General features: G+C 41.4%; 10 protein-coding genes and 1 pseudogene. 1 reads left to right on the top strand and 10 read right to left on the bottom strand.

Features of this window, described 5'->3' with window-relative positions:
- Positions 1 to 16: 16 nt before the first annotated feature.
- From MHH57_RS12525 to MHH57_RS12505, 5 genes and pseudogenes are all read right to left on the bottom strand, one after another.
- Positions 17 to 1,885 (bottom strand): beta-glucoside-specific PTS transporter subunit IIABC, encoded by a 1,869-nt coding sequence (locus MHH57_RS12525; RefSeq protein WP_069011870.1) that lies wholly within the window; start codon positions 1,883 to 1,885, stop codon positions 17 to 19.
- 186 nt (positions 1,886 to 2,071) lie between these two features.
- Entirely contained in the window at positions 2,072 to 2,953 is an 882-nt protein-coding gene (locus MHH57_RS12520; protein ID WP_342435147.1) for a LysR family transcriptional regulator, read from the bottom strand.
- A gap of 232 nt (positions 2,954 to 3,185) precedes the next feature.
- On the bottom strand, positions 3,186 to 4,037 hold the full coding sequence (locus MHH57_RS12515) for an aldo/keto reductase (protein WP_342435146.1): 852 nt from the start codon (positions 4,035 to 4,037) through the stop codon (positions 3,186 to 3,188).
- Positions 4,038 to 4,116: 79 nt separating this feature from the next.
- Positions 4,117 to 5,346 carry a multidrug effflux MFS transporter gene (locus MHH57_RS12510; RefSeq protein WP_069011874.1) on the bottom strand — a complete coding sequence of 410 codons (1,230 nt, stop codon included), beginning with the start codon at positions 5,344 to 5,346 and terminating at the stop codon, positions 4,117 to 4,119.
- 69 nt (positions 5,347 to 5,415) lie between these two features.
- Positions 5,416 to 6,004: pseudogene (locus MHH57_RS12505) on the bottom strand (alcohol dehydrogenase catalytic domain-containing protein); the annotation flags it as partial.
- A 297-nt stretch (positions 6,005 to 6,301) separates the two neighbouring features.
- Between MHH57_RS12505 and MHH57_RS12500 the strand changes: the two are divergent.
- Entirely contained in the window at positions 6,302 to 6,853 is a 552-nt protein-coding gene (locus tag MHH57_RS12500; protein ID WP_069011876.1) for a TetR/AcrR family transcriptional regulator, read from the top strand.
- Between the two features lie 1,429 nt (positions 6,854 to 8,282).
- Here the strand turns inward: MHH57_RS12500 and MHH57_RS12495 are convergent.
- The 5 genes from MHH57_RS12495 to MHH57_RS12475 form a co-directional block, all read right to left on the bottom strand.
- Positions 8,283 to 9,620 carry a DUF418 domain-containing protein gene (locus MHH57_RS12495; protein ID WP_342435145.1) on the bottom strand — a complete coding sequence of 446 codons (1,338 nt, stop codon included), beginning with the start codon at positions 9,618 to 9,620 and terminating at the stop codon, positions 8,283 to 8,285.
- A 209-nt stretch (positions 9,621 to 9,829) separates the two neighbouring features.
- Positions 9,830 to 12,643: a hypothetical protein gene (locus MHH57_RS12490; protein ID WP_342435144.1), complete on the bottom strand. Its 2,814-nt coding sequence runs from the start codon at positions 12,641 to 12,643 to the stop codon at positions 9,830 to 9,832.
- Between the two features lie 101 nt (positions 12,644 to 12,744).
- Complete coding sequence (locus MHH57_RS12485; RefSeq protein WP_029515222.1) at positions 12,745 to 13,749, bottom strand: LCP family protein; 1,005 nt, start codon at positions 13,747 to 13,749, stop codon at positions 12,745 to 12,747.
- 46 nt (positions 13,750 to 13,795) lie between these two features.
- Positions 13,796 to 14,494, bottom strand: a complete 699-nt coding sequence (locus MHH57_RS12480; RefSeq protein ID WP_340885513.1) for a hypothetical protein — start codon at positions 14,492 to 14,494, stop codon at positions 13,796 to 13,798.
- Between the two features lie 27 nt (positions 14,495 to 14,521).
- Complete coding sequence (locus MHH57_RS12475; RefSeq protein ID WP_342435143.1) at positions 14,522 to 16,297, bottom strand: acyltransferase family protein; 1,776 nt, start codon at positions 16,295 to 16,297, stop codon at positions 14,522 to 14,524.
- Between the last annotated feature and the right edge of the window lie 50 nt (positions 16,298 to 16,347).

Here is a 16,347-nt window from a genome sequence, read left to right as displayed (position 1 = left end):
CTTGAATTTGATATGGTTACACTATTAGGACTAACAACTCATTGTTAAAATCAGTGACTGCACTACTGTTATTAGTTAGCACATCAGCATAACTGTAAGTATTCGTAACGATCACCGGGGTCTGGGTAACATATCCTTCCTCTCTGATTTTCTCCAAATCAAACGTGATTAGTGTCTGTCCCTTGGTAATTCTCTGACCCTCTTCAACATGAGCTTCAAAGTACTTCCCATTCAGTTTAACGGTGTTCAATCCTATATGGATGAGTATTTCAACCCCATCATCGGAGAGTAAACCGATTGCGTGTTTCTTGGGAAACAGCGAAACAATTTTCCCATCAAAAGGAGCGACCACTTTTCCTTCGCTTGGCTCAATGGCAACTCCTTTTCCCATTGCTTCTGTGGAGAAGGCCGCATCTTGAACATCCTTCAATGGAATCATTTCACCTTTGATAGGACTTGTAATAACCGTATTTTTAAGTGTGATGATTTTATCGTTTGTGGTGACTTTATTCTGCTCAGACGTTTCTTTCTCATATTTTAAGGTTAATAAATAGGTAAGCACTGCAGTTATAACCGTTGTAATTAATAATGCGATGAGTATATTATAGAAATTCCAAATGTTTTCTCCAATATAAAGCGGAATAGCTGGAAGCCCTGATGAACCTGTTGCATAACGTGAAACTTCCATAACCCCTGCGTAAAGCCCTCCAGCAGCGGATCCAATCATAGCCGCAACAAGAGGATATTTTTTAGGTAAATTAACACCGTAAAGTGCTGCTTCTGTAATTCCCATTAAGCCTGTAATTCCACTTGTAGTGGAGATTTGCTTGGATACTGTATCCTTTGTTCTCCAACTGACAATCAACGCGGCTACACCTTGCGAAATATTGGATATCATGGCTCCAGGTCCAATGATATTTTCATATCCCAATGTCGTGATTTGAGCCAATGATAACGGAACGATACTGTGATGAAGTCCAAACATAACAAGGAGTGGCCAGAAGGTTGCAATTATGAAAATGACCACCCATGCTCCGTGCGATCCCAAAAAATCAAACCCCATTGCCAAATATGTTCCGAAGAAAGAACCTAGCGGTCCTAGTGCAGTTAAGGAAATAAATCCAACAACCAGAATGGTAAACATCGGAACAAAAATAATTTTTACAGCGTTAGGAATGACTCTTTTAAAGAATGGTTCAATGTAGGATTGCGCCCACACGGTTAATAGAATCGGAACAACCGATGAACTGTAAGCAACAAGTGTCAATGGAATATTAAAAACGCTAACATTATTACCCGCAGTTCTCAATAGATCCAGATTCGGATGAAGCAATATCCCAGCCAACACAAGTGCCAGTACAGGGCTGCATTTTAATTTGTTTGCAGCCGAATATGCTAATAAGAAGGGTAAGAAATAAAAAATGGCATCCGACATGAAATTGATTACATAGTAAGTTTGTGACGCTTTTGAAACTACATTAAATAAGATCAGCAAAGCCAATAGCGCTTTTATCATTCCCGCGCCTGCAATAGCCGGAACGATTGGACTGAATGTACCTGAAATAAAATCGATTAATTTGCCAAAAACGCTTACATTTTTTTCGTTAGATAATGTATCATCTATATTTTCTGCATGTTTTATATATTTGATCACTTCCTCATATACTTCTTCAACATGGGTGCCAATAACCACCTGAAATTGTCCGCCGCTTTCAATCGCATCAATCACGCCATCTAAAGCTTTAATAGCGTCTTGATCGGCTTTTTTATTTTGGTTTAGTGCGAATCTAAGCCTTGTCATACAATGAGTTAGTGTTGATACATTTTCACTACCACCAATCTTCTCTACAATATCCTGAGCTAATTTTTCATATTTTTTGCTCATTAGAAAATGCCCCCTCTTCTTGTTGTTGAACAATGAATTACGCCTTTTATTTATTAAACATAAACAACTTTACCTGCTAAATAAAAAAAGTTATTTATCAGTAATATTTAAAGGCTTCATTCAAGCTGCACCTTTAAGATATCACTAGATAAATAACCTTATCCAATACCTATAATCTATGTTTTATTATGCTTGTGAGGCATACTTGATTAATTGAATTAAGTGAGAAGTAGCCTGGTTAAAAATCTTGTGTTTCTTCCAAACAATAACACAACTAAATTTGAGTTCTGGAAAAAATGGTCTGAAGCAAAGATGTTTTGAACCTGTCATCGCAAGAGCACCTTCAATACAAATAGCAGTTCCCATACCATTATCTACAAAATTAACTATGTTAGAAATTAAGTTGTATGTGGCTAGAACATGTATATTTTCATATTCATCAGCAAACCAATTAGCAATTTCATTTTGTACTGTTGGACGACTAGAAAGAAGTAAAGGAACTCCAACAAGATCATTGGGAGTAACATATTCTTTTTGTGCAAGAGGGGATGAAGCCTGTGTTAGAATTCCCCATCGTTCCTTTTGAGGCAATCTGATGAAATCGTATTTTTCAATATTTATGGGCTCTAATAAAATCCCAATTTCAAGTAATCCTTTGTCTATTTTTTCCTTTATATCATCCCCTGTTCCGCTATAAATATAATAATTAACCTGTGGATACTCTTCATGAAAAGCTTTTAATGTTTGAAATAAATAATGCGATGTTAGTGATTCGACGCTTCCTATAGAGATAGTCCCTCCAACCAGATTATTTTGACCTTTGAATTCTCTCTCTGTTTTATCCGCAATCGTTAGGATTTCTTCTGCCCTCTGACGTAAAAGCATGCCAGTATCCGTTAATGACACCTTTTTTTTACCGCGAATAAGCAATTGAGTTCCTAAATTTTTTTCTAAGTCAGCTAATTGTCTGCTTAATGTCGGCTGTGTTACATGTAGTACATTTGCTGCATGCGTAATACTTTCCAAACGAGCGACTGTAAGAAAATAACGAAGCACTCTTAACTCCATGTTTCCCCCTGTTGACAATATGTGCTTATGAATAGATTCAATATGTCCTAGTAATTAACTTACCATCTTAAATACCGTTCTTTCAGTTTACTTTTTCACACACTTCTCTGCCATTATAACCATTCATATGTTTATATGTGGAATTGAATCGATATATGGGAAGGACTTGGGTACTGTTACGTGAACATAGTGTTGTTGGGTTTGAGCATTTTGTGATAAGGCCTCCCCAAAATTAGTTACGAATTTTCATGTTGCTGAGCCGTTCCACGTTTTCAGGATCGTGAAGGGATAAGATTAAACTCTCTTTGGAATCCAACGTAGCAATCCTTTCCATATCTTCCCTACTCATTTCAAAGTTAAAGATATTAAAGTTTTCGATAATTCTTTCCTTATGAACGGACTTTGGAATCGCAACAATTCCTCTTTGTATCAACCAACGTAAAGCAACTTGAGCCACGGATTTATGATGTTTCTCAGCTATTGATGCCAATACTTCATTTTTGAAAATGTCATTTTTCCCTTCAGCAAATGGTCCCCAGGACTCAATCTGAACATGGTGATCCTTCATAAATTGAGCATTTTCTACTTGTTGTGTAAATACATGCGTTTCAACTTGGTTTACAGTAGGAACGATTTCATGATGAACGATTAAATCCATCAGGCGATCATTTAGGAAGTTACTTACGCCGATTGCCCTGATCTTCCCCTCATGATATAATTCCTCCATCGCACGCCATGAACCATGGATATCGCCAAAGGGCATATGAATGAGATACAGATCCAAATAATCCAGTTGCAGTTTTTTCAGTGATGTTTCGAATGCTTTCCTAGCACTCTTGTAACCTGCATCCTGAATCCAAAGCTTTGTTGTAACGAATATTTCCTCTCTGGGCACGCCACTCTGCTTGATGGCACGACCGACTGCTTTTTCATTGCTATAAACAGCAGCGGTATCAATCAAGCGGTAACCTTCCATTAGGGCATTACAAACCGATTCTTCGCATACATTTTCATCATCAATTTGATAAACCCCAAATCCGAGTATCGGCATCTGGACACCATTGTTTAGTGTAACACTTTGCATTTTAGATCCTCCTGTTTTTTATACTCAAGTCTTAGAATGCTGGGGCCTCGCATAGATCTTAATGTTCGCAAGCGATTGGTTAAGTATTGGATTCAAAGCTATTTTTGGTACCGGATAATTTTTTTATCCCTTTAACCAGAATGAGATAGGTAATTATAGATAATAAACTTGTAGAAAAAATAATAATTCCAAAAGGTATAGCAGAATTTTCGCCTGCAATTCCCACAAGTGGAGACGTAACGGCACCTAATGCGAATTGTAAAGTGCCGAGCACGGCGGACGCGCCCCCTGCAATATGCCCCTGCGATTCCATTGCTAATGTAAAAGAGATGGGGCCAATGATCCCAATGGATAAAGCGAATAAGAAGATCGAAATAAACATAGCTGATAATACTCCATGTACTAGTACTATAAATAAGACTGCAGCAGAAGATATAAACGCTAGTATTATTCCGATCAAAAACAATCGACTTTCCGTTACCCGGTCTGCAAGCAGTTTGACGAATTGAGATCCCAAGATAATAGCAAGGCCATTCAACGCAAAGAGGATTGAAAACAGTTGCGGCGACACGCCGTATATGTTTTGATAAATAAATGGGGTACCTGCAACATAGGCAAAAACACCTGCGAACAATATGCCATTGACTAGAGCATACCCTATAAAAGACCGCTTTCGGAATAAGCTATTATAATTTTTCATCAACGCACGGGGACTGCCTGAAATACGTTGTTGTACAGGTAAGCTTTCCTTTAACCCCCATATGGTTATCCCAGTTAACCCTATGCCTAGCACCCCTAAAAATATAAATACACCTAACCAAGAGCTGTATGACATAACCGTACTTCCAGCCGTAGGGGAAATTAACGGTGCCACATTGCTTATCATTGTCAGCAACGATATAAACTTAGTCATTTCAATCCCACTAAACCGATCTCGAACAATAGCGCGCGAAATAACAAGTCCAGCGGACGCAGCAACCCCTTGTATAAATCTTAAAGATATAAACCATCCTATGCTTGGTGCAAAAGCGCATCCAATAGAGGAAAGGATATATAGTATCATGGAAATCAACAAAGGCTGGCGTCTTCCATAAATGTCGCTTAAAGGTCCCATTATCAACTGTCCTAGCCCTAATCCTAACAGACTAGTGGTTAAACTCGCTTGAACCGCAGTTGCGCTTGTTCCAAAAAAAACAGCGATTTGCGGAAGTGATGCAAGATACATATCGACGGTAAACGGCCCCAACGCCGAAAATATGGCCAATATTAGAGCAAAACCGAGAGAATTTTTTTGGGTCTTATATTTCATTCCTTTTACTCCTATGATTGTTTTAATGCTTTCTTTAAACTAACGCATTTGCTTTAGATGTTATGGGTTTGTTACTTCTGCCCCCATAGAATGAGCGATCTCACACCATGTGTCCGAGTCCACCAAATCCAACGACCGCTATATTTTAGCCGGAATCAACACCCCAATGGCGCAGCGGCGGATACGTTGTGATCCCAGTACATAAAAGTGGAGCGGCGACATCAAGATTAATGCCGTCTAGAATTCGAACCACGAAATCCTCCGTTATTACAACGATATGGGTGGAATAACCTCCCTGCGTATATTGTCCATATCTATCGATGACTCCGTAGGTACTCGTATGTCCATTAAGACAATATTGCTCCTTTCCTCTACGGCAACTCTCGCACTCTCCACAGGAATCAACCATACAGCCAACTCCTACTCGGTCACCAACAGTATACTTTGTGACTTCCAAACCAATCTGGGCGAAAATTCCAGCGTGTCCTGGAACGGGAGGATATTGGACTGGCCCTCAATCTCCACGGGCAGTATGGATGTCAGAGTGGCAAATACCCGCATACTTGATCTTAATGAGAATATTATGCGGCTTAAGATCCCTGCGCTCAACTGTAGAACCTTCTGGACCGAACACAGCACGTGCATTAGCATTAATCATATATAACCTCCAATGAATAGAATTTTTATCAGTTAGCTATTTAGAAATTAGTAATGATTATCCACACTTCTTTATTAAACACCATGTGAACACCCTCTTTTCTAAATTTAAGTTCTCCTTTTTTTAGGTAAGTAAGCCACGGAGAGCGAATAAACAATACTGGTTGTTTTATCAACTTATGTCTATTATTATAAAAAAAGAAACCTAAGTTCAATGGTTAAAAAAGCGCAATTTGTTGAAATAGCAACATCATCACGAAAAGTGTTCATTATTTTTTGATCAGGGGGAAAAGACAAGATGATTAAAGTGGATCGGAGAATCCTAAAAACGCAAGAATCCTTAAAAAAAGCCGTTATTGAACTGATGGCTGTAAAAAACTTCGATGACATTACCATTCAAGACATTGCAAACAAGGCAAACGTAAACCGCGGTACAATTTATCTTCATTATCAGGACAAATATGATTTATTAGATCAAATCATGGAAACACACATTAATGAATTAAAAGAAATGGATACGTGGGCATGTCAGATGGAGTGGGCTGATGCTCTTGTTCCATATTTCGAGTACTTTGAGAAAAATTATTTGCTTTTTTCAACCATGCTAGCAGCATCAAAAGGTACACCTTCATCTTTTAGAACGCGGCTACTTGCTTATTTCATGGAAGGGTTCAAAGGGGAGATTGACAAAGAAAGCGGGAAAAATACGGAATTAGTCGAAGATGTGATGTTGCAATATGCTGGGACTGCTTATGTAGGGGTCATTGAATGGTGGATTCGAAATGGAATGCCCTATTCACCGCAAGTCATGGCCACGCAAGTTGGCACCTTGTTAGAAAGAAGTTTTTAATCGGTATTATATTCTGTAAAGAAAATGACCTTTTTCCTTTTCAATAAAGGTCACAGTATATAACGAAACACTAAAACAACGGCAGCCGATTGGCTGCCGCTTCTGCTTGTTTTTTCATTTTTTTTGTTAGAGTTTTCATATTCTTTCTCGGTTACGTTTTCTAACCGGTCTGTATCACCCCAGTGTGAGTACTAAGTATACAAATCCAACTATCCTTCGTAACCCATGCCAATATTTTACGTTCGGTGGAATGTTCACCACATCGCCTGTTTTAAGGAATTGAACTGGTTTTCCGTCTACTTGATACCAACCCTCTACTCCAGTAATTAATAAAACTTGCCCAACATAATGAGAGTGCTAGTTATTACGGGCGTCTGATGCAAAAGTTACGTTTCCGATAGCTTTATTGAGGGAGACAGGATTGTTAAACACCAATTGTAAGAAGGCGTTAGCGATAAAGTTTTTTCTTCTTTTGACCCGACGGTAAAGATGGGGCTATTTCTTAAGTGCTCGTACGGCACTGTCAAAAAATACCTATGATGGAGGTTAATACAAAAAAAACTGTGATATTAGAATTTGAATCATTGTGTCTTGTATTGAGTTAAAAATCTCTAAGTTCAACTTCTCTATCTTGCCAACTAGCATCATGCTCTAACGAACAAAGAAATTTTTAAAGCTGCGGGTATTAATGAAAAAGAGAATACTCGTCTTATAAAGAGATGCTTGATGTGGGATAAAGATACAAATATCATCTGGGGTTTTAGGGCTCTCATACCACAAAAAAGAATTTCTAATTATCAAAGAAAAGCCCAAACTTCTGTGGACTTAAATGCTCGGTCATTCTGATCCCAAAACAACCACACTTTACACCCATATTAAAAACGACGAGCAAAATCATACGGTTGAAGATATGGATTCATTCGAATAAAGCAGGCATTTATGCGGTCATTTTGAACGCCTTTAATCTTCATTTTAGAACTAATAGCATAAAAGTCACGGTAGACCGAATTTTTTAAACTTTCATAGTAGTGGATTATAAAACCTGAATCTTCTACACTTTAATTGGACAAAAAAATTAAATGTAACAGATACAAAACATCGATATGTATTGTAGATTGGAACAAAAAATAATCATGTCATTCCACAAAGTAACTCTAACTATAGCCGCCCCTTTAAATATTACAAATTCCTCGAAAGAGGCAAACTTGTTGTCATTCTCCCCTAAATATAAAAAAATCCTGATATTATCAGGACTTAGTTGGGGTAAACTTGTTGTCATTGTACAACATAGGCAATACTTAAAACCTGGAAATAAATAACTAAATTCACAAAACCTTTATTTTTTTATCTGTTGTGATTTTGATCAGTCCGTTTTAATTGAAATCCGATGTTTTCTATGACTATAAATATAGAGTATCAAGAAGGCTATCTACTTTACTGTTTGTGAGACTGGTTGGGTAGGGCAGAACAATCGGTCAAAACGGCGCATCAATCCTTCAAGCGGACCAACAGGAAGCTTAGCAAACAACAATCCCAGCAACAGTGTAACAACTGCAACTATTACGTCGCCGAACGGAACTCCGTCCAGACTGTGCCCAATCTTTGCCAGATACAGAAACCAAACTATTACAAATTGAATGGCATACATGGTCAGAGCCATACGTCCGACTGCTGCAAAAGGCAATAATACAGTAGAGGCTTTTTTGGATATGAGACATGCAACGCCCAATACCAAGAATGAAATTCCTAATCCTATCATCGTTTGGAAGGTCGAAGCGGTGTGCGGAGCCGACTGCAAGAGCATATGCCACATTGGTGATTCCGTATTAAGCGGCCAAATTGCGTATTCATCCGGTGGCTGTACAGGAGCAACTCCTTGCATCCTTACCAGCCATTGTTCAAAGTGGAGACTCCAATTCGGAAGTACAAAAGCAGCCAGTGCTTTGCCAATAACAAGCATAACGATACCACTGCCTGCGAGTATGAGAGCTGTGCGTAATCTGGTCAGGTCAAAGCGGCCAATGGCCATACCAGTAACAAATGCAGGGATCAAGGCGATAGCAGACATTGGACCTCCTGCAATATCACCAAGAAGATAAGCTTTTGAGAAAATACTTGATCCCAGAATCATTAGCGGCGGGGCTGTCACGAGCAAAACTGCTGCTGTTGTAACAATGGTGCGGGTCGAACGGCGAAATAACATAAGGGCCAGCACAAACATAGCTGAATAGGCAGGCAAAATGATGCCATATGGAGTGTTCAGCATAATAAGCAAATAACCAATAATATCAACAAATACTGCACGGGCTAGCATTCGCGCACGGAAAGCGGCCGTTTCCGCTCCCCATTCCATCATGCGCTGTGCCATAATGGAATAAGATATACCCCCGCACAATACGAATAATAGTGTCGTGTTTCCGGAAACAATCGCAGAAACGTTTGGGTTCGATCCGAAGTGCTGCAAATACATTCCCAGCACCGCCATTCCTCGTACTGCATCAAGTGCTACAAGACGCCCGGTGCCCCGCCTTCTTTTCGACTCTTCTACAGAGTTTCGAGAAGGAATATCGGTTTGTGTAACGTCGTAGGATGAATTGGATATACCTGCTGTATCTACTTCTTTATCATCTAATTTATTAGCAACCGTCTTTTCATTTACTTGATTTTCATTCAATTGGCTATTTACGGAAAAGGCTCGTATTTTGATATTGGCCTCTTCCTCATACTCTCTGACGGATCTGCTTATCAGTTTGATACTGCTTAGCAACTTGCATTCCTCCTTGAAAATCCTGGACTCGTATTTTTCATCAACCCGCATGTACAGGATGATGTTACGCTATAGTCCAATATATCCTGCAGATGTCGCTAAAGTTTGATCAAGTTGTAAACAAAATGTCACAGTAGGCGAAACCGTTTTATCGCGAAAACAGCCTTATTCACAGTTGATCACTGGAATAAGGCTGTTTGCAAAATTACTTAGGATTTGCTGGGAACAGCATTAAAAATGGAATTGGCCAGCAAACGGAATTGTTGCTGCGAATAAGCACCATTGGTGAGATCATTAGAGAACACAGTAATATTCTTTTTGTTTTCTATATAGGTGAAGGCCATAATCTTTCCTCTTGCAGCATCGTGACCTGGCCACCAGCCCGCTTTGAAGAAGTTTTCTTTATTACTAATGGTTGCAAGAATTTTTGCAGCTTTAGGTAGTTTCGTAATGTAAGAACCTGTAACGGTGTAGAAGTATTCTTCGTTATCGTAAGGGGCTGTAATCACATTATCCTGTTTGACATTCGCTAGGAAGACCCCTTCGTATCTTTCCCATGTCGGTCCAGCAAACGCAAATTGAGGAATACAGTTTTTCACGTTACCCATCCCCATATTTCCATAAGCAATGTATGGTTTCCCTTTCTCGACAAGTTTATCGGAATCGAATGTATTCACCAACACATCGGCATGCTGCTGATCATCGGTCACTTTAAAACCGAGATTTTTGAGCACATAAGCCGATTCGCCGAGAGCGGCTACCGTAGAAGGTTTAAGAACTTTACCAACGGGTTTGTTATGGCCGAATGCCGTGACATCAAGATAGTATTTCGAGGCCAGCGGGTTCAGATCATCATAGGCGACTGCAAAGTCACCCGCTTCATATCCTGTTCCGCTTTTGGATAGCATCGTAACCACTTTGCCGGATTTAAGCAATTCATTAACCGTTTTGATGGCATCGTTATTGGTGTTTAGGATTAAGACATAGGCAGAATCATTCGGCATTGGTGTGGCCGGAATCGATACGGAAGTCACCGGAGAAGTTTTGCCCGCAAACACTCCGGTTTCTCTAACCACATCACGTTCAAATCCTCGCAGGACAGGAAAATCCTGCACAATCTCGCCAGCTACGGAAGCATAATCTGAGACGTTAATACCATCATATAAAACCATGTTTGCAATGCCGTGTTTGGCCTGGTGCATATTTATGATAAATGAACCCGCAGGGTAGGTTTTGCCAGCAGTACTTACAGCTTCTGTCGAGCGTTCAACCGTTAATCCATTGCGGATAAGATATTCAATCATCCGATAAGCTTCCAGCGGATTTTTTTGAAGACTCTTATCGATCGGCAAAACGTAATACTCAGGAAAAAAATTCTCATTACCGTGACGAGGGCGGCCAATAACTTGATTTTTGACATTGACTAGATACCGATCTACGGCATAATCATCGATGTTATTGATTCCACGTTCATATACTTTTAGCTGGTTCAAAAATAAATTTTCTTTCTTTTGCATAACATAATCGGTTGCTGCAGCGACACTATAATACAATGCTTTGGTCGACTCTTCATTCGATTCAGGTGTTTCCAGCGTATGTCCCATTGCACCATGGTGCATGGCGAAGACAGCTGTATAGGCTGGAGACGCATCGTCCCATCCTGAAGAAGTCCCCTTGGAAACATATTTAGGATTTTCGACTGTTTTACGATGTTCTTCATAAGGAATATGGTAGTAATCATACTTTGTGTTTGCTATACCTGCTTCACCCATCGCTTTTGCCTGTTCTACCATGTTATCCATAAGCAGATCGTATTCAATATTCGGATCGTGAGGCGGTGTGGTAGGCTCAATCAGAAAATTCTTATCAAAGCCATGCAGATCTAGGAAAGAAATCGGCGACCACTTGGCAATTTGCTCTGTAACACTGCGTGTTTCAGGCTGGGTTTGATAAGAATTATCCCGATTCAAGTCAAAGTATTCAGCATTATAACGTTCGGTATGCACCCTTCCATCTGGATTTTCCGTATACAGGAACAGGAAAAACACATGTTCAAGCGCATCATCCATATTCAGAGTGACCGTACTCGATTTTCCATTGGACGAGGTGGTCTTGTACGTAACATTTTTATCGAGAGCCATGGTCTTAAAATAATTGATAATCGCATCAAAGCCCGGCGCTTCATTTGGATGAATATTGTTGATCCAGATGGGCACTTGATAATCTCCGAATGCACCGGATTGAATATCGTTCTCCAGCTTTGCAGGATCATTCAGCATGGCAGGATGAGTTACATTCTGATATTTGTCAATCGTTGCTTGATCTTTGGCAACCACAGTCATATACATATCGCGGCCTTCAACGGATTTGCCGATCGACATCGTTTTAATGTATCTGTCGTTTTTTTGAGCTGCTTGTGCCGTAATCGCATCAATCTCCGGCTTCAGTTCATCATACGTACGGAAGCTGTCGTATGGGACCAACTTAATGGGGGCCTGGGCAACGGTTTTGCCGTTGACTGCTGCAGCCAGTTCATAGGTTCCCATCAATGAGGCGTACAGTGGACGCTGCAGACTCGGTTCGGCAAGATTTTCCGTACCGTAAGTAAGACCAAAATTGATATTGGCAGTGACTTCTCCGTTTTCTGCTTTGACCTGAGTAACGGTGATAAAGGGGGCGCCATTATAATCGTGATCCTTGTACGATTTCCATTCCGATAATGGCTTGCCACCATAAGTCCAGCTTATTTTCTTTATATTGGTACCCTTCGGAAGCTTAAATCTAGCTTTAATGGTTCTTTTCTTCGTCATGGATGCCAGATTGTTATCCAATTTCAGTGTCGGGATATTTTTAACCTGCGTTGAGATTGTTTTTGTTGATTGACTCTGTTTATCGTTTAACAACGTGCTTTCTGTACGTTGTGCAGCATCAGCCATAGCCATGTGCGGAGCAGTGATCTCCAGAAGCATGGCGGCGGATATGGTTAACGCCAAGCAGAACCTTACTATTGGTTTTGTACCCATTCTTTTTCCCCCTATGGATAACCGGAAGACCATGTTGTGCTCATAAAGAGCATTTAACAGACTATTGTCCGGCAAATTACGATTTTATATATTGTCCAATCCTATTCAAGATCTGTTTTCTGCCCGGAAGGATTGTCTGTCATCGAATGAGAAGCGTCGGAGTTTATGGTACTTTGCACAAATTGCTTCAAATCAGTTCGACTTTTTACATCCAGAACAGCTGCTTTGCCCACATAAGTTTCTTTTAATAGCTTCATTGGCGGTATTTGTTCATTTCCCTTTAACGTACTTTGATACCCTACCGAAGCCAAATTCCACATATCGGAGACTGACAAATTGGTATCGATATACGGACTGATTTCCTCTAGAATGGAAGGAAGCTTCATAATGGAAGTCGTTGTTTTGACCTTCTCGGCTAATGCCGTAATAAATTCGCGCTGTCTTTCTGTTCTGGAATAATCGGACATGGCATCATGACGAAAACGAACATATTGAAGCGCCGTTTTGCCGTTGAAATGCTGCTGTCCCTGCTTTAAATTAATATCGTACTCATGCAGATCGGCCTTGCTTTCATAGTACATATCCTTTTCGACATAAAAATCGAGTCCGCCTACAGAGTCCACGAGTTTAATAAACCCCTGGAAATCGGTATATACATAAAAATGAACAGGCACCCCCAGCAATTCACTGACTGCTTTCATCGCCGTATCCGGCCCATGCGTAACAGCCGTGTTGATTCGGTTTTTGCCGTATCCGGGAATATCCGTATAAGTGTCACGCAAAATCGAAAACACATGGATATGCTTATCGGTAGGATTCAACGAAACAACCATCATGCTGTCGGATCTGGGTACCTCGCCCTTGTCGCTTCCACGGGCATCCACACCCATCAGCAAAATATTGACAGGCTCAGTTCCCTCCCATGCTGGAGCTTCCAGAGCTTCGGTATTATCGGTGCTTACATTAATGAACGGGGAGTTTGCCGGAGCCTTATTAAATCCTTCCAGCCCTTTGTAAATCGAAAAGAAATAATAAAAAATAAAGCTTACAGCAGCGACCACAAGTAACAATGTTACAATTAATATCCTCTTTTTCCTCTGTGTCATGTCATTCTTCCTTTCCGAATTATGAACGCGCCTGTCCCTTCTGTATTTAAGATTTTTGCAAGGCTGCTACGAGGAGTGAAGTGTAATATCGGCTACCCCCTGGTTTTAAATGGACGCCATCTCTATAAAAGTATTCATCTTTGCCTACACTGGCCGAATACCAGTCCACCACGCTGACGTTGCTAAACTCATCGGCAACCTGTGCAATCGTGTCATTCACCGTGTTTTGCCATCCTTTCGGAACCCGGGTGGTGACCAAGATTACCTGTCTGGCTCCAGAAAGGGATTGCAGTACGTCGTGCAGTTGGTCTCTGCTAAACGGACCATTGGTGCCGAGTTCGATAATGACTTGGTCTCCCAGTTTGCCTTGGGTGGCTAATTCATTAATGACTTTTACAGCTTGAGACATCTGCCGGCCAACCTTGCCGTCTACCGTCATATTCGGAAGCTGCTCTTTTAAATAAGGCTCAATTCCGACCGTAACCGAATCTCCAATCATCGTGACGCCCTCGCCGTTTAAGGACGCGGATGGTTGAGCTTGTTCTCCGCTGGTACTGGAAGCCCCAGGCTTTTGTGCAGCAGGCTGCATCGCATCAAAATTGTATAGAGAAGAATCCTTGCCGCGTGGTTCGTTATCATCCGAATTTTGCTTTGAATGTAGATGGAGGCCTATGGCTCCTATGACGATAAGAAGAATCATAAAACCCCATAATGCCCTCACTTTTCTGACATTTTTTTTGTTCATACCTAGTTCATCCTTTCCTTTAACATGCTAGTAGGTTTTATCCTGTTTGATAGCATCAATCAAAACCGAGGCATAATACTGAGCTCCTTCTGGTTTCAGATGGACACCATCGTCATAAAATAGATCGTTGCGGTTTTCGCTGGCCGAATACCAGTCGATAAGTCGTACATTTTGAAATTCACCAGCAATTTCACGCAGATTGTCATTTACGGTATTCTGCCACCCTCTCGGTACTCTGGTCGTTATCAGATAAATTTGCCGAGAATCCTGTAGTGAAGTCAGCAAGGACTTCAGTTGACTCTGGTTAAACACGCCGTTGGTGCCGAGTTCAATAATAATTTTATTGCCAAGCTTGCCCTGTGCCCGCAGGTCATCAAGCACATTCCCAGCCTGTGACATTTGCCGTCCCACCTTGCCATCAATGGTCATACCGGGGAGCTGCTTTTCCAGAAACGGGGCGGCATCCAGAATGACGGAATCTCCGATCGCCGTGACCCCCTCTCCTTCTGCGGAATGGCCTGTATTTACATCGGAAAAGCCGGATTGCACCTTTTCTGTCTGGACGGGTTCCCGGCTTACAGTTGCTGGAGCATCAGGCACAGGATCTGGTGAATTCGTCTTCCATGATGTCAGGACCAGAATAATGGCGATAACAATGACGACAAGGCCTAACTGGCTGCCAGCGCCTGACCTGCGGAGTGATTTTAGGGTCCCGCGACGAATGGGCTCTTCGATGTATCTGTAGGAAAGACTTGCCATTATGAAACTGGCCGTTACCTGCAGAGCAATACGTATATAGCTGGCATCTTCGGTATTCATCACCGGACTTGACAAAATAATGATTGGATAATGCCAAATATACAGACTGTAAGATCGCTTACCGATCCAGCTCAGAGGCCGGCAGCCGAGCCATCGTTCCAGTCGATTGGCCGGATGAACAAGTACAGCAATAATAACTGCAGTAATGAGTGATAAATAAAGAAAACCGCCGCGATACAGCGAATCATCAAACTGGTTGGTCTGACCGATCATGATAAACAGCATTACAATGCCCAGCACGCCAGTCATATCCAGCATGGTCCGTGACGAAGAGGATACATTTTCGCTCAGTCTCCAGCTGGGCCAGATTATCGCCAGAGCCGCTCCGATCAAAATGGCAAACACCCGCGTGTCCGTCCCGTAATACACCCTGCTCGGATCTGTTCCGGGTTCGTATATCACGGCCATGGCTATGGCGGATACGGCGGCGCAACCCAGAATGTATAACATCAGTCTTCCTCGTCGCGGCGCAAGGCACAGACCGATCAGTAGAACAAGCGGCCAGATGACGTAAAACTGTTCCTCAATGGAAAGCGACCAGAGGTGACCGATTGGAGAAGGCGGGCCAAAGCTCTCGAAATATGAAACATGATGAAAAATGAGATACCAGTTGTTTACGTAAAAAAGCGAGGATACAAAATGGCCTCTTAACGCCTGCAGTCTGGAGAAATCAGTAATTAAAAGCCACAGTGCCACTGCAGTCAGCATAAAGATCATGGCCGGCAGTAGTCTGCGCATTCGTCTGATCCAGAATTGTATAATGGAGAAACCACTGCGCATCCTCCATTCGAAAAGAATCTGATCCGTAATCAGATATCCTGATAGGACGAAGAAAATCTCCACCCCCAGCAGCCCACCTTCTGCCCATCTGAAATGAAGATGATAAGCAATAACAGCAAGCACAGAGATGGCTCTTAGCCCATCCAGGCCGGTCATATAACGTTTTATGGGTTGATTCAGGTGCAAATTCCGGTTTCCATTCACTATGGTCCATTCCTTGTCCTTATAGGCTAATGATCTTGCTTCATTTACTA

The organism is Paenibacillus sp. FSL H7-0442 (assembly GCF_038593105.1).
In the GTDB taxonomy this organism is placed as follows: Bacteria; Bacillota; Bacilli; order Paenibacillales; family Paenibacillaceae; genus Paenibacillus; species Paenibacillus polymyxa_D.
Note: the sequence above shows the minus strand (reverse complement) of the source record. Positions and strands in the feature narration are given on the sequence as shown.

What these genes read in the sequence shown, in the direction of transcription:
- MHH57_RS12480 (WP_340885513.1), bottom strand. Translation starts at nt 14,494, where the DNA reads ATGAACAAAAAAAATGTCAGAAAAGTGAGGGCATTATGGGGTTTTATG.
- MHH57_RS12515 (WP_342435146.1), bottom strand. Translation starts at nt 4,037, where the DNA reads ATGCAAAGTGTTACACTAAACAATGGTGTCCAGATGCCGATACTCGGA.
- MHH57_RS12525 (WP_069011870.1), bottom strand. Translation starts at nt 1,885, where the DNA reads ATGAGCAAAAAATATGAAAAATTAGCTCAGGATATTGTAGAGAAGATT.
- MHH57_RS12485 (WP_029515222.1), bottom strand. Translation starts at nt 13,749, where the DNA reads ATGACACAGAGGAAAAAGAGGATATTAATTGTAACATTGTTACTTGTG.
- MHH57_RS12520 (WP_342435147.1), bottom strand. Translation starts at nt 2,953, where the DNA reads ATGGAGTTAAGAGTGCTTCGTTATTTTCTTACAGTCGCTCGTTTGGAA.
- MHH57_RS12510 (WP_069011874.1), bottom strand. Translation starts at nt 5,346, where the DNA reads ATGAAATATAAGACCCAAAAAAATTCTCTCGGTTTTGCTCTAATATTG.
- MHH57_RS12500 (WP_069011876.1), top strand. Translation starts at nt 6,302, where the DNA reads ATGATTAAAGTGGATCGGAGAATCCTAAAAACGCAAGAATCCTTAAAA.
- MHH57_RS12490 (WP_342435144.1), bottom strand. Translation starts at nt 12,643, where the DNA reads ATGGGTACAAAACCAATAGTAAGGTTCTGCTTGGCGTTAACCATATCC.